The following is a 19,333-nucleotide window of genomic DNA, read 5'->3' on the forward strand; positions in this document are numbered from 1 at the left end:
AAATGGGCGGCAAAACTCTATTGTCTGGTGTAACAACCTACATTTCCCCGGAACTGAAAGCAGAGTTAGAGGCATGGGCACAAGAGGAAGAACGCTCTATTTCCTGGCTTCTTGCCAAACTGATTGAAAATAAACTTCAGGAACGACGACAAAAAGTATCACAAGCGTTGATTGCGGGCAACCAGGATTAGCGATCGCCCCCTCAGCAAAAATCTTGTTATTCTACCGGTTGTCACAACTATACGGTCTTCCTCGTCTAATTTAATGAGTCCTTTATGGAAGTAGACGAGGAGGAATTATGACGGTGCAAAGAATTGACCTAAAAACCGTTGAGCCTGCTGCCTATAAAGCAATGTTTGAGCTAGAGAAGTATCTTGCAGCAAGCAGGCTTAGTAAAACCTTGGTGGAATTGATCAAAATCCGGGCGTCTCAAATCAATGGTTGTGCCTTTTGCATCGATATGCACACGAAAGACGCTAGACATCACGGCGAAAGCGAGCAACGGATTTATGCGTTGAATGCTTGGCACGAAACTCAATTTTTCACGCCTGAAGAACGAGCCGTGTTGGCATTAACTGAGGCTGTAACCATGATTACGAAAAACCACGTTCCCAATGACGTGTATGAGGAAGTCAGTCATTATTTTGATGCCAACCAAATTGCACAAATCCTCATGGCAATTGTTGCGATCAATGGATGGAATCGAATAGCGATCGCCACACAGATGATTCCAGGTAGCTATCAGATACAAATACAAAAATCAGCCTAGGAGGTACATTATGACACGTCAAATTGCATGGTATGGAACAGCAGCAGTCATTGTTCATACCATCGTTAATATTCTACACGCGTTAGCACACGTATCGATTCCGGTTCCTGTCACTCCTAGTCAGGCAGTGTTTATTGTTACAGTTATCCTGACTGTTCCACTTGTGGCAATGGTACTCCTGTGGACACCATTGAGTCGCATGGGTGTTGTTCTATTGCTGGTTTCGATGTTGGGATCGCTAATTTTTGGCGTGTACAATCATTTCATTGCTATTAGCCCAGATCACATCTCTCAAATCCCACCTGGCAATTGGCAACTCCTATTCCAAGTCACGGCTGTCCTGCTTTTCCTCACTGAACTGTTAGGCTGTGGCGTAGGAGTGTGGGCAATACAAAAGCTACGAGATGAAGAGAGAATAGCATGAATCGGCTAGAGGAGTTCAACCAACATCGTCCTTTCCTGTTCTCAATCGCTTACCGAATGCTGGGCAGTGTGGTTGATGCAGAAGATATGGTACAGGAAACCTTTTTGCGATGGCAGCAAGTGGCAGAAGACACCGTACAATCTGCCAAAGCGTATCTCTCCAGCATTATCACACGACTCTGCATCGACCACCTGCGTTCTGCCCGTGTCCAACGAGAGCAATATGTGGGACCTTGGCTTCCAGAACCCATTCTTACCGAACAGATGCCAGATCCAGCAAAGACAGTCGAATTGGTAGATACTCTCTCAACCGCTTTTCTCGTATTACTAGAAACGCTCTCGCCCTTGGAACGGGCAGTTTTTTTGCTGCGGGAAGTGTTTGATTATGACTATGAGGAAATTGGACAAATTGTAGATAAAAGTCCAACGAACTGTCGGCAAATTGTGCGACGAGCAAAGCAGCATTTAACATCTAGGCGACCTCGTTTTGAAGTTTCATTACACAGCCGAGAACAGATGACCGAGAAATTCCTGCAAGCTTGCAATGTCGGAGACTTGCAAGGATTGATTGGTTTGCTAGCAGAAGACATTACCCTTTGGTCAGATGGTGGTGGTCAGGTGACAGCCGCATTGAAGCCACTACATGGAAGTGTTAAGGTTGCTAAATTCTTGCTGGCAATTCGGAGCAAGAAACTTGCAAATTATGTGTCTCGAATTGCTAAGGTTAATGACCAACCAGGCATTATTAACTATATTGGCGTTCGCGTAGGGGCTACTTTGCAGTATCATCTTCACAGTGTTATGACATTTGATTTTAAGGATGAGCGGATTCAATCTGTTTTTATTGTTGTGAATCCAGACAAACTCAAACAATTGGCTGACTCAAATATCAAATGTCAATTAGCACAGCCTCACTGAGTACACGTCGAACTTCAGGTTAAATGTGGTGATGTTACTGTCTTTTTTGATTGTGAAGATTGTGGGCGATCGCTGAAGATGATCGCAAAAGGTGATATTCTTTAATCTCTGACCATTTGTTGGTCTCCTGTATATTTTTGCTCCCGCGCCTTCGCTTCACCTGGCGCGGGATTTTTCTTTTTTACCTGCCCATCACCCGGCTTTCGCCATTACCTGGCAGTAGTCCCGCGCCTCCTCAACACAGAAAGTAACTTTTATATTCGAGGAAAGCGTGTGCCAAAACTTTGCGTGCGCGTTCGCCCTCTGGGCGTGCGCTTGCGCTTACGCATATCGCATTGGTGACAAAGCACGCGCTGTAACGATTGCAGCCCCCAGAGTTTGGGTTACTGGTGGTTAGGGAGAGGAAGAAGGGGTGTTAGGGTGTTAGGGTGTTAGGGGTAAGAGTATTTTACTTTCTTCCCCTAAATTTCGCTCATTGTGGAAACTAACTACACGTCACTATAAAAAGGGGTCGCAAATCAAAATTTTGACGACCCTAGACAAAGTTTATCCAACCAGCGAATTCCGTACCTCATTTATGGTGGGCTGTACTAACGAATAAATCATTTCCCCTACACCCCTACACCCCTGCACCCTTACACCCGCGCGTTCATTCCCCTACACCCCTACACCCTTACACCCCTAATTGTTGACGTTGTGGTTAAAAATTCTCTATTTTAAATGACTAGACTGTAAAGTAGTTATGGATTTATTATTGTTGATTGTGGATTTTTTTCCGGGACTATGAATACTCAAGAGATCATCCGCTCAATTGAAGCGGAACAACTAAAATCTAATTTGCCTGAAATATTTGTAGGCGATACTGTCAAAGTCGGAGTCAAAATTAAGGAAGGCGACAAATACCGCATACAACCCTATGAAGGAGTCGTGATTGGTAAGCGCAATGGCGGTATTAATCAAACGATTACTGTTCGTCGTGTTTTCCAAGGTGTGGGAGTTGAACGAGTGTTCCTTGTGCATTCTCCTCGCATAGACAACATCAAAGTCTTGCGTCGTGGTAAGGTAAGGCGTGCTAAACTTTATTATCTGCGTAAGCGTGTTGGTAAAGCTACCCGAATCAAGCAGCGTTTTGACCGCGCTTTATAATTCAACAAAGCAAGATATGGGAAGGGTTCAACAAAAAGCGGCAGCAGCCGCTCATTTGTTCCCTGAATCAAGCTCAAAGAAAAAAATTGCCAAGTTGTGTTAAAATGGGTTAGATTAAGTGCAATAACTGAATAAAAGCCAGCCTGTGCGCTCTTAGTTCAGTTGGTAGAACGCAGGTCTCCAAAACCTGATGTCGGGGGTTCAAGTCCTCCAGGGCGCGCTGTCACAAAAAAACCCGAAAATTATGCAACATCTGCTAAAAGAGCAGCATGATTGAAAATTTCGGGTATAATTTTTGTGTGTACAGCTTATTGCTTCGTCGGACAAGTTAAGTTTGAATACTAAATCTTAACAAAAGGTAAAAATTAACGCTTAACAGTTGTTTGTATCAGGAATAAGGGGAGAGAAGCGACGTGACTAAAAAAAACGAAGCAGAAATAACAGAGTCAAGCAATGGGTCTGGCGTAACGAACTTTGTAAATGGGATAAAAGAAGAGTTCGACAAAGTGGTTTGGCCCAGTCGCAAGCAGCTAGTGAGTGAATCAGCGGCTGTACTGTTAATGGTGACTCTCTCCGCATCTCTGATATTTTTGGTAGATAGATTATTTACTTGGGCAGCACAACAGGTGTTCGGATGAGTTTTGCAACAGACGGAGATTACAATGCGACGCTGCAGTCAGAGGATGCCGCAGATACAGCGTCAGAAGCTTCTCACGAAGCCCGCTGGTATGCAGTGCAAGTAGCCTCTGGCTGTGAGAAGCGTGTCAAGACAAACTTAGAGCAGCGGATTCAGACCTTCGATTTATCTGAGAAAATCCTTCAAGTGGAAATTCCACACACACCAGCCGTAAAAATCCGTAAAGACGGTAGTCGCCAGCATACGGAAGAGAAAGTTTTCCCGGGCTATGTGCTGGTAAGGATGATGATGGACGATGATAGCTGGCAGGTAGTAAGAAATACTACTCATGTGATAAATTTCGTGGGAGCAGAACAAAAGCGTGGCACTGGCAAAGGTCGCGGTCACGTAAAACCAATGCCCCTAGGTCATACAGAAGTAGAAAGAATCTTCAAACAGACCAGCGAACAAGAGCCAGTCGTCAAGATTGACATGGCTACAGGTGATAAGATAGTCGTGCTTTCTGGTCCGTTTAAAGACTTTGAAGGTGAGGTAATTGAAGTCAGTCCAGAACGGAGTAAACTAAAAGCCTTGCTTTCGATTTTTGGACGGGAAACACCAGTAGAATTGGAATTTAATCAGGTTCAAAAACAGAGCTAAATAAGAATGGCGAAGAAAATCGTAGCGGTCATTAAATTGGCCCTAAATGCTGGTAAAGCCAACCCAGCACCGCCAGTGGGTCCCGCTTTGGGTCAACACGGCGTTAATATCATGATGTTCTGCAAGGAGTACAACGCCAAGACATCTGATCAAGTTGGAACGGTAATTCCTGTAGAAATCTCGGTGTTTGAAGACCGGAGTTTTACATTTGTCCTCAAAACTCCACCTGCATCAGTACTCATTACTAAAGCAGCAAAAATTGACAAAGGCTCCAGTGAACCTAACAAAAGAAAAGTTGGGTCAATTACTAGAGAACAATTGAGGCAAATTGCCCAAACCAAACTGCCGGATCTTAACGCTAATGATGTAGAAGCAGCGATGAACATCATCGAAGGCACTGCAAAAAACATGGGCGTAACAGTTACAGGTTAGTTATAAGTCCTTGGCTTTAGACAATTGACTTAGGACAAATGAAAAATTATTCGGGGGAGAGGTAAAGCCTCGCAATTCACCCCAGGAGAGAGAAAAATGGCAAAAAAACTATCACGCCGAATGCAGGCGTTACTAGGAAAAGTTGAAGAGAGGGATTATACACCCATAGAGGCGTTATCCCTTCTTAAAGAAACAGCAACAGCAAAGTTTCCCGAAGCTGCAGAAGCGCATATCCGCTTAGGCATTGATCCAAAATATACTGATCAACAGCTGCGAACAACAGTCGTACTGCCCAAAGGAACAGGACAAACAGTGCGAGTAGCAGTGATTGCAAGAGGGGAAAAGGTCACAGAAGCAACCAATGCGGGTGCTGATGTTGTTGGTTCAGAAGAACTAATTGACGAAATTCAAAAAGGTAGAATGGACTTTGACAAGCTTATTGCCACACCTGATATTATGCCTCAGGTAGCGAAGCTTGGTAAGTTACTTGGTCCGCGTGGTTTGATGCCGTCACCAAAAGGTGGCACAGTAACATTTGACTTAGGCGGTGCGATCGCAGAATTCAAAGCAGGTAAATTAGAGTTCCGAGCTGACCGGACTGGCATTGTCCATGTTATGTTTGGTAAGGTGTCGTTCTCACCAGAAGACTTACTAGTAAACTTGAAGGCGTTGCAAGAAACAATCGACCGTAACCGTCCTTCAGGAGCTAAAGGTCGTTACTGGCGCACAGTGTATGTCTCTGCCACAATGGGGCCATCAATTAGCGTAGATATTAACGCCCTACGCGATTTGAAACTCACAGAAGCAGCATAATATCGTTATGTCATCGATTAGTACATGACAAACGACAAACAACTGAAGGTTGCTAACAAAATAAAATAGGCAATAGCCCAAGACAGCAGGTGCCATTGGCTTAATGTCCTGCCGAGGTTTTCGCCCCAATTGCTACCAGTGCCACGCATAACAAGCGTGAGTACTGCGGCATAAGGATGATAAGGTATACACGCACTGTATAAGGTGTCTATACCACTAAACCCCGGCTGCGAGAGCTGGGGTTTATTGTTTTTAAGCGATCACTGTCATAGTGGTCAGCAGTTGGCAAAAACCTAACAGCCAATACCTGAAAGCTGATTTGTTAAGGAGGTGAGATGGATGCCTAGAACGATAGAAGACAAAAAAGCAATAGTTACTGAACTCAAAGAAACTTTGAGTCAGTCTCAACTAGCACTGGTGATTGACTACCAAGGACTAACAGTTGCTGAAATCACAGACCTGCGGCGACGCCTGCGTCCCTCTGGTACTGTTTGTAAGGTGACTAAAAACACCCTGATGGGCATTGCCATTAAAGACGACGAAAAATGGCAAGTGTTGTCAGAATTGCTCAAAGGCTCTTCTGCCTTTTTGTTGGTTAAAGACGATTTCTCTGCAGCAATTAAGGCTTACCAAGATTTCCAAAAAGCCAGCAAGAAAACAGAAATTCGCGGCGGCGTTATGGAAGGTCGCCTGCTGCAAGAGCCTGATGTCAAAGCTCTAGGAGATTTGCCATCCAAAGAACAACTCATGGCACAAATTGCCGGAGCGATCAACGCCTTGGCTACCAAGATTGCTGTGGGTATCAACGAGGTTCCCGGTTCGCTGGCTCGTGCCTTGCAGGCTGTCGCTGATCAGGAAAAAGGCGGCGAATCTGAAAGCGCTTCTGACGCTGATCACGAAAAAGGCGGCGAATCTGAAGAAAGTGCTTCCTAGTTAGTTTTAGTGCTAGGCAGAACAACTAACAAATAATTTATCAACATAACAGGAGTTATATCCATGTCTACTGCAACTGATGAAATTTTGGAAAAACTAAAAACCTTGAGCTTGCTGGAAGCATCTGAATTGGTGAAGCAAATTGAAGAAGCCTTTGGCGTCAGTGCTGCAGCACCAGTTGGAGGCTTTATGGCTGCTCCCGGTGGTGGTGCACCTGCTGCTGCTGAACCAGTAGAAGAGCAAACCGAGTTTAACGTCATTCTCGAATCAGTCCCAGCTGATAAGAAGATTGCTGTACTCAAGATTGTACGGGAATTGACAGGCTTGGGTCTCAAAGAAGCCAAAGACTTGGTAGAATCTGCGCCTAAACCAGTTAAGGAAGCGATCGCCAAGGAAGCTGCTGAACAAGCTAAGAAGCAGTTGGAAGATGCTGGCGGTAAGGCAACTGTCAAGTAGTTCATAATTTGTAATTCTTAATTACGAAAAGGCAGCAGTCCAGTAACCAGTTTGGTGTGGGCTGCTGCCTTTTTTTCATTGAGAATAAATCAACGCGGTATTATGGAAAATTACTTGGACAAACAAAAACCAGGGGTAACAAAAAATCTTTGCTTGAACGAGTTGAGAACTTGACTATCAAGTTTCAGTGTCCTAATTTTTTTATTCCGAATTTAAAATTTGTGCAAATCTACCGTTATGAGTCTTTCACCTCTAGACTTACTGAATATTACCTTTCGCTCCTTGGGTAAAAACCCTTTGCGTTCTGCCCTAACAGCTTTAGGAGTGTTTATGGGTGTGGCTGCTGTTAGTGCTACACTTCAAGTGGGTAACATCAGTCGGGCAGTTATTGGTCAACAACTAGCAAAACGAGGCGCACCTCAAGCCTCAATCTATCCAGAGTGGGATTCAGGTGGTCGAACCACCCCACTTAAATTGGAAGACATGGAATTCTTACAAAAACGGCTGGTGGGCTTGCGGGCAATCAGTGCTTTTAATTGGGCTGGTTCTCTGCCAACCATATTTCAGGATAAGGAATTAACTCCACCTATGTCACCTGTTTCCCAAGGTTTTTTGCTGACTTCAGGAAAAGCACTGGTTTCGGGACGATTCTTTAGCGCTGAAGATTTTGCCAGCTACCGACCAGTGGTTGTTATCGATAAACTGTTGGCAGAACAACTTTTCGGTGGGCAAAAACCTCTGGGTCAGATGATTTACGCTGGGGACAGACCTTATGTAGTCGTGGGGGTAGTGGCGACAAGTCTGGATGAAAATGCACCTCCTAGTGGTCAACTTTATGTACCAATGTCTGTTTATAACGCCCTGACTGGTAGCCGCGATATTGGTAGTATCCAAATGCGTCCTTACAAACTCCAAGACGTGGAAAACTTGAGCAATCAAGCTGAAGAACTGCTAAAGCAGCGATTCCCCAGTCAAAAATTTAAGTCTTGGAACAATGTATCAGACATCCTAGAACAGCAGAAAACCCTTGAGATGGCGTCCCAAGGACTTGCAGTGGTAGGAGTAATCGCGCTATTGGTTGGCGGTGTGGGGATTGCGAATATCATGATTGCTTCAGTGGCGGAACGAACCGCTGAAATTGGTTTGAGACGGGCAATAGGAGCAACCCAGCAAGAAATCATGCTGCAATTTATTCTGGAGGCTACGCTTTTGAGTCTGATTGGAGGAACTGTTGGTCTTGGGGTAGTGCATGGATTAACAATTGTAGTCACCAATACCTTTAACTTGCCCTACGAGTTTGACGGGTCCATTGCAAGACTAGCGTTGGGTTCAGCACTCGTGGTGGGGGTAGGAGCCAGTTTGACCCCCGCCCTGCGAGCAAGCCAAATCGATCCAGTCAAAGCCTTACGCTCAGAATAATTTCACGGTGATTTAGATTTTGGTACTGGGGAAGCTGTGCCTCTTGTTGAGAATCTTAACAATGTTTCAATTCATAATATTTCTTATTTAGCTACAGTTGCGGCGGATAGTATAGCAGTCGCCAGGTAGATTAGGACACGAACTAATGAGAAAACATGGTCACCAAGAGACTTTCAAGTCTGTTAAGCGTTCCCTGCTATATTGGCAAATCCAACTTCGGGTGGGCAGTGGCTGCCCTAGAGATTAAGATTTTTAGTAATTTGCCAAGAACCTATCCGAACTGTAGTAATGTATATCCTTTTCTGTTTTTAGTTCTAACTAAAGCGTATTGATTTTTAACGTATTTATGCCTTGAAGTTGTGTTACACAACTTTACATAGAGACTGAGCAAATATCTGTTTTTAGAGCCATTGATCGCTATAGTGTTGAGAATTGTTAAAAATCAAAGTTTCAAGTAAAGTTTATTTTCTTTTCATGCGAAAAGAAACTAAATACTGTTAGCCTGTGAATTAAGATAAGCATTAATTAAATTGTAATTACAGATATTTTTAGATTCTTAGCCAAGCCAAATAGTTCTTGAATAATCTTTAGTTTTATACCAATTAATAGACTTCTCGCCAAAAACCCTAAAAAATTATATTCAGTTTCTAAACCTTATGCTGATTCCACTTTCCAGCCCAAACATGAAACATTATCATAATGAATGGATTGAAGAATGGTGCCAAGAAAATGGCTGGACAGATTTATTTGAAGAGCGGCGTAATAACTATTGGGCATTTCCTCCTGGGGCAGTTATGCCGGAGCCAATTCCTACCCATACGTTGAGATTGATAAAAACTCAAAAGGGATTGACATCTCAGGAAAAATTTTGGTCAATCTCAGCACTATTTGGGACAATTGTAGCCGTCGTTTCTACTTACTTATTAAAATGTCCAATACCTCTGGTTTTAGCTTTTGCTTTTGATGCAGTGACGGCAGCGCAACTTGAGGTAGAGTGATCTCAAGAATAAGTCATTTTCAGTAGTACTGAGTGTTGTAGACGCCACAGAATAATTGACACACAGTATTTTGCTTGGGGGCTATTTTTATGATGTGCTGGGATTAATAGCTAAGATTTAGATAAGTAAAAGCGTTCTCCTTAAAGGGGGGGCGTTTTTTGCATTTCTTGTTTTAGGGAGATTCAAAAAAATAAATCTCTAGCCTCAGTCCACAGGAGAAGGGCTTTGCGGAGTATGGTTGATTGTGGACGTAGCTGGTGATTAGTTTTAAAGCAGCTGGAGATTGATTTACGCACTATGTGTCTTAGCTGCTTTTGTCAGCTTCGTTTCGATCTCCAACTTGTAAAAAGAAAGACATCCTGAAAATACCTTACCTTAAAGTGTTAACCAGTGGAATGTGATCAAGAAGAATGTGAAATAAAATACTATATTGATTGATAAGATGTAGTGTAAACCACATTTATTTTGCTATAAAAGCATAACTAAATTACTAAAAAATCATTGTTGATAAATAATTATCCTATGCGACAATTCAATCTACAGAATGTGGAAAATACTCTACATATAAGAAAAAAAAGGAACTTAAATCTATGGATCTCTTATCTGAATCTGCCTTAGACAATCTTCAAGCTTCCCAATCTACATTCAACTTTGGTACTCCACAAGACATCATTAGTGGCGCAAACTTCCAAGGAAGCGGTAGTTCCATCTTTACAGTCAACAGCATTGCCGATGTGGTGGATGATGGTGATGGGGTGACGACGTTGCGTGAAGCGATTAATTTTGCAAACGCGCTGATTGGAGAAGACTCAATTGTGTTTGACTATTCGGTGTTTGCCTCTGCACAGACGATTACTTTAAGCCTGGGACAACTGAGTATCACCGACAGCTTGAAGATCAACGGCTTAGTCGATCCATTGACAGGTACAGACTTATTAACGATTAGTGGCAACAACGCGTCACGGGTGTTTGAGATTGGAACGGGAGCAACAGTCAACCTTTCGGGGTTGATTATTGCTGATGGCAAGGTGATGGATGACAACGGTGCTGGGATTAAAAACAGTGGCACTCTCACCTTAGACAACAGTATTGTTCGCAATAACACCGCGACAACTCTGAACTCGAACAATGCTTCTGGTGGGGGTATTTACAATATAGGCATCCTGACGGTGAACAACAGCACCTTCAGTGGCAACTCAGCAAACGGCAGTTCGACCATCATCAATAGTTTGACCTTCAATAACAGCGGCTTTGGCGGCGGTATTTACAACACAGGCACCCTGACGGTGAGCGACAGTATCCTCAGCAGCAACTCGGTAAGTGGGCCCAACAGCGGTAGGGGCGGCGGCATTTACAACACGGGCATCGTAACGGTGAGCAACAGCACCCTCAGTGACAACTCAGCAAGCGGCACCACATTCACCAGTGCCAACGGCTTTGGCGGGGGTATTTACAACACAGGCATCGTAACGGTGAGCGACAGTACCCTCAGCAGCAACTCGGTAAGAGGGGATTGGACACGTGGGGGCGGCATCTATAACGACAATGGAACCTTTCAGGTGAACAATAGCACCCTCACTGGCAACTTGGCAGACGGCGCTAATGGCAGCAACGGAGGCGGCATGTATAATGACAGTGGCAGCCTGACAGTGAACAATAGCACCCTCACTGACAACTTGGCAAGCGGCGGTTATCTTGTCGGCATCGGCGGCGGCATCGCTAACAGTAGTGGCACAGTCATGGTAAATAATAGCACCCTCACTGGCAACAGAGCACGCGGAAGGGGTGCTGAAGGCGGCGGCATTAACAACGACAGTGGCACATTTCAGGTGAACAATAGCACCCTCACTGGCAACTCCGCAGGAAACGGCGGCAGGTTTGGCATCGGCGGCGGCATTAACAACGCGGGCACGCTAACGGTGAGCAACAGCACTATAAGCAATAACTTGACAACTACCTCCTTCTTCAACTTGGGCGGCGGCGGCGGCATCCATAACACTGGCACTCTTGAGGTTCGCGACAGCGCCATCACCGACAACTCCGCAGTCCAAAGCGGTGGCGGCATCAATAACCGTGGCGGCACTGTGACAGTGAACAACAGCAACCTCAGTGGCAATTCGGTCAGCGGCGGCAGCTTCTCCCCTGGTGGCGGCGGCATCTCTAACAATGGTGGCACTCTTGAGGTGAGGAATAGTGCCATCAGTGGTAACTCAGTAACTGGGGATAGCACAGGCAGTGGCGGCGGTATTTACAACACAGGTACGCTTCAGGTGAGCGACACTACCCTCAGCAGCAACTCGGTAAGTGGGCGTAACGCAAGTGGCGGCGGCATCTCTAACGACAATGGCACCCTTCAGGTGAACAATAGCACCCTCAGTGGCAACTCAGTAAACGGCAGTTTGACCACCGATAACAACGCCTATGGTTGCGGTATTTACAACACAGGCATCGCAACGGTTAACAATAGTACCCTAAATGACAATAAAGCAAACAGCAATAATCCCAGCAGGGGCGGCGGCATCTATAACGAAAGCGGTACTCTTGAAGTCAACTACAGTACCATAAGTGCCAACAAAGCAACCAGCAATTCTGCCAATCCCAGTGGCGGTGGTATCTATAACGAAAGCGGTACCGTGATGGTGAAGTACAGCAGTTTGAATGACAACTTCACACAGGGCTTCAGGGATAGCGGTGCTGGTGGCGGTATCTATAACAGCAGCGGCATTCTTGAGGTGATTCATAGTAATATCACCGGCAACTCAGCAAGCGATGGCGGCGGTATCTTTAACGGTGGCACTGTTAAGGTCAGCAACAGCAGCATCAGCGGTAACCCGTCAATTCAGAGGACCTTCTTCTTCCGTGGCGGCGGCATCTCTAACACTGGCACTCTTGAGGTCAGCGACAGCAGCATCAGCGATAACTTGGTCGGACGCAGCTTCATACCAACCTATGGCGGCGGTATCTTTAACAGCGGCACTTTGAGGGTCACCAACAGCACCATCTCCGGCAACTTGCCAAGTGGTAGCTTTTTATCTGGCGGCGGTATTTATAACAGTGATGGCACTGTTGAGGTGAGCAACAGCGCCATCTCCAGCAACTCAGCAAGCCAAGATGGCGGCGGTATCTATAACGCCGGTGGATCCAACAAATCTACTGTAACAGTGACCAACAGCGCCATAGACAACAACTCGGCAACCAACAATGGCGGTGGTATCGCCAACTTCAGCGGCACCATTGAAGTCAGCAATAGCACTCTCCGTGGTAACATGGTAGAAAATAACGGTGGCGGTATATATAATAATGCTTCTCTGACACTAGTGTTCAGTACGAGCACGCTCAACCAAGCCGCAAATGGTGGAGGTGTGTTCAATAATACTTCTGGGACAGCCAGAGTGGGAAACACGATTATTGCCGCTAACCTCGTCAGTTCGGGTGGTGTCAACCCCGATGTGGCAGGCAACTTCATCAGCGATGGCTACAACTTGATTGGGGACAGTACTGGCAGCAGTGGATTTGGAGCCACAGGAGATATAATCGATACCACGATCAACCTGATCGCTTCTGGTGTAAACAGTGACGAAGCTGATATTGAGGCGTTGGAATTTTCCATTGCCTGATGGATATAGCGCAATATGGTGAGTCCAGCGCTGCGGGAGGGTCTCCCTCGTGCCGGCTCTGGCGAACCCTCCGGGTTGCTGTTAAGGATTGATCCTAAACTAGCCCTCCTTAAAAAGGAGGGAACTAAGCCCCTTTTTAAGGGGTTGGGGAATCTTACAAAACTAAATACCATTAACAGCAACTGTATTGGGGACTCCGAAGTCCCCGTTGTAAGCCCTCAACGGCTTACAGCCCTCTCTCACCTTCTAGCTGTGGGATGTGAATTATCGATATAACCAAACACGCAACAGCGAAAGCAACTGTTCAATGTCTACAGGTTTGGTAATATAATCTGATGCGCCTGCTTCAATACACTTTTCTCTGTCACCTTGCATTGCCTTTGCGGTGAGTGCGATGATTGGCAGGGATTTAAACTGATTGTTCTGCCGAATTAGGCGCGTTGTTTCGTAACCATCCATTTGTGGCATCATAATATCCATCAAAATAACATCAATGTCTGGTGTGTTTTGCAAAACTTCAATGCCATCTCTACCATTTTCGGCATATAAAATCTGCATTTGATAACGTTCTAGCATGCTCGTGAGGGCAAAGATATTGCGCATATCGTCATCTACGATGAGAACTTTTTTACCCGCAAGTACAGGATCATTGGAATGCAACTGTTCTAAAATTTGTCGCTTGGGCGCAGGCAAATTTGCTTGAACTCTATGCAGGAATAAGGCTGTTTCATCAAGAAGACGTTCAGGCGATCGCACATCTTTTATAATAATCGTCTCTGCCAAGCGCCTCAGTTGAGTGTCTTCTGCCCGACTCAACTCTCTTGCGGTATAAACAATAATTGGTAGTGCTTGACCATTGGGATGCTGTTTGATTCTTGTGATCAGTTCAAACCCGCTCATGTCAGGCAGACCCAAATCGAGAACGACACAATCATAATACTGGTTTTGTATCGCTTCTAGCGCCTCGCCAGCAGTTTTCACACCAGTCATTGCAACATCTGTGTTACCAATCAATTCCATAATACTATGGCGTTGATTATCGTCGTCTTCCACAATCAGCAGATTCTTGACTGGGCGTTCAACAAAACCTTTAATATTGCTGAGTGCTTCAGACAAGACCTCAGTGCTGATGGGCTTTTGCATATAAGCAATTGCACCTAGTTGCAATCCGCGCTGTCGCCCTTCCTCAACAGTCATGATATGTACTGGAATATGACGGGTGCTTGGATCATGCTTGAGGCGATCCAGTACCGTCCAACCATCCATTCCTGGTAGGCGGATATCCAAAATGATCGCTGAAGGCTGAAATTGTTGTGCCAGTGCTAACCCCCCGCTACCATTATGGGCAACAATAACTTTAAATTCTTGTTGCCGTGCCATGTCTAAAAGGATACGGGCAAAATTGATGTCATCTTCAATTATAAGAAGTATGCGTTCGCCTTGTTCAATATTGCCTCTGTCGTCGGTGAGGGGAGTTAGGGAGTGAGGAAATGAGAGAGTGTTAGCGAAGCGAGGCGTAGGCTGGGAGGGAGGGAGTAAGGGAGAAAGTTCTAATTTTGAATTGATTTGTTCTGCTTCCTGAGGTAAGTACAGTGTAAAAGTACTACCTTCCCCAAGACGACTGTGAAGTTTAATTTCTCCACCAAGAAGACGGGTGATTTCGCGACTCACCGATAAGCCTAACCCCGTACCGCCATATCTGCGACTGGTGGTGCCATCAGCTTGTTGAAACGCCTCGAAAATTATCTTTTGCTTATCTACAGCAATGCCAATGCCCGTATCGCTGACTGCAAATGCTATCACAGTTTGAGCGCGATTCAAACTTTCCTGGTCATGACTCCACCCTTGTGTTGTCACAAACACCTGCAAGCCGACTTCTCCACGATCTGTAAATTTAAAAGCATTGGCAAGGAGATTTTTTAAAACTTGTTGTAAACGCTTTGCATCAGTGTAGATGCTTCTTGGCAGTTCGGGGGCGAATTTGATCGTGAAATTCAGCCCTTTATCAATCGCGATTTGTCGAAAAGTTCGCTCAACGTTTTCTTGCAATTCTGCAAGCAGCATCTGCTCAATGTCAATTGACATTGTTCCAGATTCAATTTTTGCCAAATCCAAAATGTCATTGATCAGCGTCAAAAGGTCGTTTCCTGACGAGTAGATCGTACGACTATACTCGACTTGTTTAGCTGTGAGATTTTTGTCAACGTTATCTGTGAGCAATTTCGCCAAAATCAACAAGCTATTTAGCGGTGTGCGTAGTTCATGGGACATGTTCGCCAGAAACTCAGACTTATATTTTGACGAAAGTGCAAGTTGTTCGGCTTGCTCTTTTAAATCTAGGCTTGCTTGTTCAATTTCATTATTTTTGCGCTCAACTTCTTTGTTTTGCAAAGCTAATAATTCCGATCTTTCTTCTAGTTCAGCGTTCGTCGCTTGTAATTCTTCTTGCTGTTTTCTCAATAAATCCTCGGAGGACTGGAGCGATTTTGCTTGTTGTTCTAGGCGGTTGTTTGTTTCCCTGAGTTCGCTTTGCTGACTTTGTAACTCCTGTGCCAAAGACTGGGACTGTTTGAGTAACTCTTCAGTACGCATACTGGCAGCGATGGTGTTTAATACAATCGCGATGCTTTCGGTAAGTTGGTCGAAGAATGACAAATGAATTTCGTTAAAGCGTCGGAATGAGGCTAGTTCAATCACTGCTGTGACTTGTCCTTCAAATAGGACAGGTAACACAACAACATTCAGCGGAGTCGCTTCACCTAAGCCAGAACTAATTTTGATATAGTCGTGCGGTACCTCTGTCAGCAGAATTCGTTCTTTTTCCAAAGCGCATTGTCCGACCAAACCTTCACCCAACTGAAAGCGGTTTGCAAGATGCTTGCGCTCACGGTAAGCGTAGCTGCTGAGTAATTTTAAGTACTTAATATCTACTGTAATATCCATGATAAAAAAGACACCCTGCGAAGCCCCAACCAGCGGTGCTAACTCCGAGAGAATCAGTTTAGACACCGTTTCAAGGTCACGCTGACCTTGAAGCATGCGGGTGAACTTGGTTAAGTTAGTTTTCAACCAGTCTTGTTCAGTGTTTTTCTGCGTTGTCTCGCGCAGGTTAGCAATCATTTGGTTGATGTAGTCTTTCAGCATGGCGACTTCACCTTGCGCCTCGACGGAAATTGACCGCGTTAAGTCGCCTTTGGTGACAGCAGTTGCGACTTCGGCGATCGCCCGTAATTGAGTGGTGAGGGTAGCAGCCAGTTCATTCACGTTGTCGGTCAAATCTTTCCAAGTTCCCGCAGCCCCCGGCACTTTGGCTTGTCCACCCAACTTACCTTCAATCCCCACTTCACGTGCTACAGTTGTGACTTGGTTGGCAAACGTCGCCAGAGTACCAATCATCTCATTAATCGTTTCTGCCAAAGTTTCAATTTCTCCCTTGGCATCTAGCGTGAGTTTCTGTTTCAAGTTACCATTAGCAACCGCCGTCACAACTTTCGCTATACCCCGCACTTGTGCCGTCAAGTTACCCGCCATCGAGTTGACATTATCGGTCAAATCTTTCCAGGTACCTGCCACGCCAACAACCTGCGCTTGACCGCCTAATTTCCCTTCAGTGCCGACTTCCCTCGCAACTCGCGTCACCTCTGAGGCGAAAGACGAAAGCTGATCCACCATCGTGTTGATAGTGTTTTTCAACTCCAAAATCTCTCCTCTCACATCAACAGTGATTTTCTTCGAGAGATCACCATTTGCCACCGCCTTTGTGACTTCGGCAATATTCCGCACTTGTGCCGTCAAGTTACCTGCCATCAAGTTGAAGTTGTCGGTCAAATCTTTCCAAGTGCCTCCTACGCCTCTGACATAGGCTTGTACACCCAGCTTACCTTCAGTTCCCACTTCCCGCGCAACCCGCGTCACTTCCGATGCGAAGGAGTTGAGTTGATCCACCATCGTATTGATGGTGTTTTTTAATTCCAGAATTTCACCTTTAACGTCAACAGTGATTTTCTTCGAGAGGTCACCTGTTGCCACCGCCGTGGTGACTTCGGCAATATTCCGCACTTGTGCAGTTAAAGAACCCGCCATCGAATTCACACTATCAGTCAAGTCCTTCCAAGTGCCAGCAACGCCTCGTACTTCTGCTTGCACACCCAGCTTACCTTCAGTTCCCACTTCCCGCGCAACCCGCGTCACTTCCGACGCAAAGGAATTGAGTTGATCCACCATCGTGTTCACGGTGTTTTTTAACTCCAGAATTTCACCTTTGACTTGCACAGTGATTTTCTTGGAGAGGTCACCAGTTGCTACCGCGGTGGTGACTTCAGCGATGTTTCGCACCTGTGCTGTCAAGGAACCCGCCATGAAGTTGACACTGTCGGTTAAATCTTTCCAAGTGCCAGCAACACCTCTAACATCTGCTTGCACGCCCAGCTTACCTTCACTGCCCACTTCTGTTGCAACCCGCGTCACTTCCGAAGCAAAAGAGTTGAGTTGATCCACCATAATATTAATAGTGTTTTTCAACTCCAAAATTTCCCCTTTCACCTGCACAGTGATTTTCTTAGAAAGATCACCGTTAGCGATCGCCGTCGTCACTTCCGCAATATTCCGTACCTGGGCTGTCAAAGAACCCGCCATAAAGTTGACGCTGTCGGTCAAGTCCTTCCATGTACCAGCACCACCTTTGACATCTGCTTGTACACCCAGCTTACCTTCGGTTCCCACTTCCCTAGCAACTCGTGTCACCTCGCTGGCAAAGGAACTGAGTTGATCGACCATTGTATTGATGGTATTTTTCAGTTCTAAAATTTCGCCTTTGACATCAACAGTTATTTTCTTCGAGAGGTCACCTGTTGCTACCGCCGTAGTCACTTCGGCAATATTCCGTACCTGCGCTGTCAAGGAACCTGCCATGAAGTTGACGCTGTCGGTCAAATCTTTCCAAGTTCCTGCAACGCCTCTCACCTCAGCTTGTACGCCCAGCTTTCCTTCTGCACCGACTTCCCTTGCAACCCGCGTCACTTCTCCAGCGAAGGAACTGAGTTGATCGACCATAATATTGATGGTGTTTTTGAGTTCTAGAATTTCACCTTTAACATCAACAGTGATTTTCTTGGAGAGATCACCATTGGCGATCGCTGTCGTCACTTCTGCAATGTTTCGTACCTGCGCGGTTAAAGAACCCGCCATCAAGTTCACGTTGTCCGTTAAATCCTTCCAAATCCCAGCAACGCCGCGTACTTCTGCTTGCACACCGAGTTTACCTTCGGTTCCCACTTCTCTTGCAACCCGCGTCACCTCAGAAGCGAAGGAGTTGAGTTGATCGACCATCGTGTTGATAGTATTTTTCAACTCCAAAATTTCACCTTTGACATCAACAGTAATTTTCTTGGAGAGATCACCGTTTGCGACTGCTGTTGTCACATCCGCAATATTACGAACTTGTGCGGTTAAGTTTCCCGCCATTAAATTCACACTGTCCGTCAAATCCTTCCAAGTTCCAGCCACACCTGGAACTTCTGCTTTCACCCCCAGCTTACCTTCAGTTCCCACTTCCCTGGCAACTCGTGTGACTTCGCTAGCAAAGGAATTCAACTGACCCACCATTGTATTAACCATTTGGGCAGTTTGGAGAAATTCTCCTTTGAGGGGTCTACCTTCAATTTCTGGTGCAATCGCTTGAGATAAATCACCATTCGCCACCGCCCGGATCACACGCGCTGTTTCCTCTGTCGGCTGAACCAAATCTGTCACCAGGGTGTTGACAGAATCAACACAAACTGACCAAGAACCACGAACATTTCCTAAAGAGGCGCGTTCACTAATTTTGCCATCTTTACCAACAACATGACTAATCCTCTGTAGCTCTGTTGTTAGCCGCTCATTTTGTTCAATAATATCGTTGAGCGTATCGGCTATTTTTCCTGCCATACCAGTTTGGTCTATGGGCATACGGGCAGAAAAGTCACCTTTTTTAACAGCTACCAGCGTTTTCAGCAGCTGTTTTAAATCTAAATTATCGCTTTCTTTGGTTAACTGTTCAGTGGACATAGTGGCGGGCCAAGAATATCTATATTAATTATCTTTGCTATTGCTTGCTATCAGTTCCAATTGCGTTCTTTACACAAAAGGCATA

Annotated in this window: 15 protein-coding genes, 1 tRNA gene and 1 other annotated feature; of the genes, 15 read left to right on the forward strand and 1 reads right to left on the reverse strand. The window is 45.4% G+C overall.

Annotated elements, in window-relative coordinates:
* Positions 1–2 precede the first annotated feature (2 nt).
* The 15 genes from AC5590_RS02795 (at position 3) to AC5590_RS02865 (ending at position 13,200) form a co-directional block, all read left to right on the forward strand.
* On the forward strand, positions 3–191 hold the full coding sequence (locus AC5590_RS02795; protein WP_171977791.1) for a ribbon-helix-helix domain-containing protein: 189 nt from the start codon (positions 3–5) through the stop codon (positions 189–191).
* A gap of 107 nt (positions 192–298) precedes the next feature.
* Entirely contained in the window at positions 299–769 is a 471-nt protein-coding gene (locus AC5590_RS02800) for a carboxymuconolactone decarboxylase family protein (RefSeq protein ID WP_169262949.1), read from the forward strand.
* A gap of 10 nt (positions 770–779) precedes the next feature.
* The gene (locus AC5590_RS02805; RefSeq protein WP_169262950.1) at positions 780–1,193 is read left to right on the forward strand and encodes a hypothetical protein; all 414 of its coding nucleotides are present in this window, start codon (positions 780–782) and stop codon (positions 1,191–1,193) included.
* On the forward strand, positions 1,190–2,110 hold the full coding sequence (locus AC5590_RS02810) for an RNA polymerase sigma-70 factor (RefSeq protein WP_169262951.1): 921 nt from the start codon (positions 1,190–1,192) through the stop codon (positions 2,108–2,110). Before AC5590_RS02805 ends, AC5590_RS02810 begins: the two co-directional genes overlap by 4 nt.
* A 783-nt stretch (positions 2,111–2,893) precedes the next feature.
* A complete protein-coding gene (gene rplS / locus AC5590_RS02815) occupies positions 2,894–3,256 on the forward strand; it encodes a 50S ribosomal protein L19 (protein ID WP_169262953.1) in 363 nt (120 codons plus the stop codon).
* A 147-nt stretch (positions 3,257–3,403) separates the two neighbouring features.
* Positions 3,404–3,476 (forward strand) — tRNA-Trp (locus AC5590_RS02820).
* A 193-nt stretch (positions 3,477–3,669) separates the two neighbouring features.
* Positions 3,670–3,894 carry a preprotein translocase subunit SecE gene (gene secE / locus AC5590_RS02825; protein WP_169262954.1) on the forward strand — a complete coding sequence of 75 codons (225 nt, stop codon included), beginning with the start codon at positions 3,670–3,672 and terminating at the stop codon, positions 3,892–3,894.
* Positions 3,891–4,532 carry a transcription termination/antitermination protein NusG gene (nusG, locus tag AC5590_RS02830; protein ID WP_169262955.1) on the forward strand — a complete coding sequence of 214 codons (642 nt, stop codon included), beginning with the start codon at positions 3,891–3,893 and terminating at the stop codon, positions 4,530–4,532. Before secE ends, nusG begins: the two co-directional genes overlap by 4 nt.
* 6 nt (positions 4,533–4,538) lie before the next feature.
* The gene (rplK, locus tag AC5590_RS02835; protein ID WP_169262956.1) at positions 4,539–4,964 is read left to right on the forward strand and encodes a 50S ribosomal protein L11; all 426 of its coding nucleotides are present in this window, start codon (positions 4,539–4,541) and stop codon (positions 4,962–4,964) included.
* Between the two features lie 96 nt (positions 4,965–5,060).
* The gene (gene rplA / locus AC5590_RS02840; protein ID WP_169262957.1) at positions 5,061–5,777 is read left to right on the forward strand and encodes a 50S ribosomal protein L1; all 717 of its coding nucleotides are present in this window, start codon (positions 5,061–5,063) and stop codon (positions 5,775–5,777) included.
* Between the two features lie 58 nt (positions 5,778–5,835).
* Positions 5,836–6,034 (forward strand) — a sequence feature (ribosomal protein L10 leader region).
* A gap of 82 nt (positions 6,035–6,116) precedes the next feature.
* Positions 6,117–6,710 carry a 50S ribosomal protein L10 gene (gene rplJ / locus AC5590_RS02845; RefSeq protein WP_169262958.1) on the forward strand — a complete coding sequence of 198 codons (594 nt, stop codon included), beginning with the start codon at positions 6,117–6,119 and terminating at the stop codon, positions 6,708–6,710.
* A gap of 63 nt (positions 6,711–6,773) precedes the next feature.
* Complete coding sequence (gene rplL, locus AC5590_RS02850; protein WP_169262959.1) at positions 6,774–7,166, forward strand: 50S ribosomal protein L7/L12; 393 nt, start codon at positions 6,774–6,776, stop codon at positions 7,164–7,166.
* Positions 7,167–7,403: 237 nt separating this feature from the next.
* Positions 7,404–8,585, forward strand: coding sequence for an ABC transporter permease (locus AC5590_RS02855; protein WP_169262960.1), 1,182 nt, complete (start codon positions 7,404–7,406; stop codon positions 8,583–8,585).
* A 683-nt stretch (positions 8,586–9,268) separates the two neighbouring features.
* Entirely contained in the window at positions 9,269–9,583 is a 315-nt protein-coding gene (locus AC5590_RS02860) for a slr1957 family protein (RefSeq protein ID WP_169262961.1), read from the forward strand.
* Between the two features lie 590 nt (positions 9,584–10,173).
* Positions 10,174–13,200, forward strand: coding sequence for a beta strand repeat-containing protein (locus AC5590_RS02865; protein WP_169262962.1), 3,027 nt, complete (start codon positions 10,174–10,176; stop codon positions 13,198–13,200).
* Between the two features lie 264 nt (positions 13,201–13,464).
* Here the strand turns inward: AC5590_RS02865 and AC5590_RS02870 are convergent, their stop codons facing one another.
* Positions 13,465–19,248, reverse strand: a complete 5,784-nt coding sequence (locus AC5590_RS02870; protein ID WP_169262963.1) for a HAMP domain-containing protein — start codon at positions 19,246–19,248, stop codon at positions 13,465–13,467.
* Positions 19,249–19,333 lie beyond the last annotated feature (85 nt).

This window comes from Brasilonema octagenarum UFV-OR1 (assembly GCF_963888615.1).
Taxonomy (GTDB): Bacteria; Cyanobacteriota; Cyanobacteriia; order Cyanobacteriales; family Nostocaceae; genus Brasilonema; species Brasilonema sennae.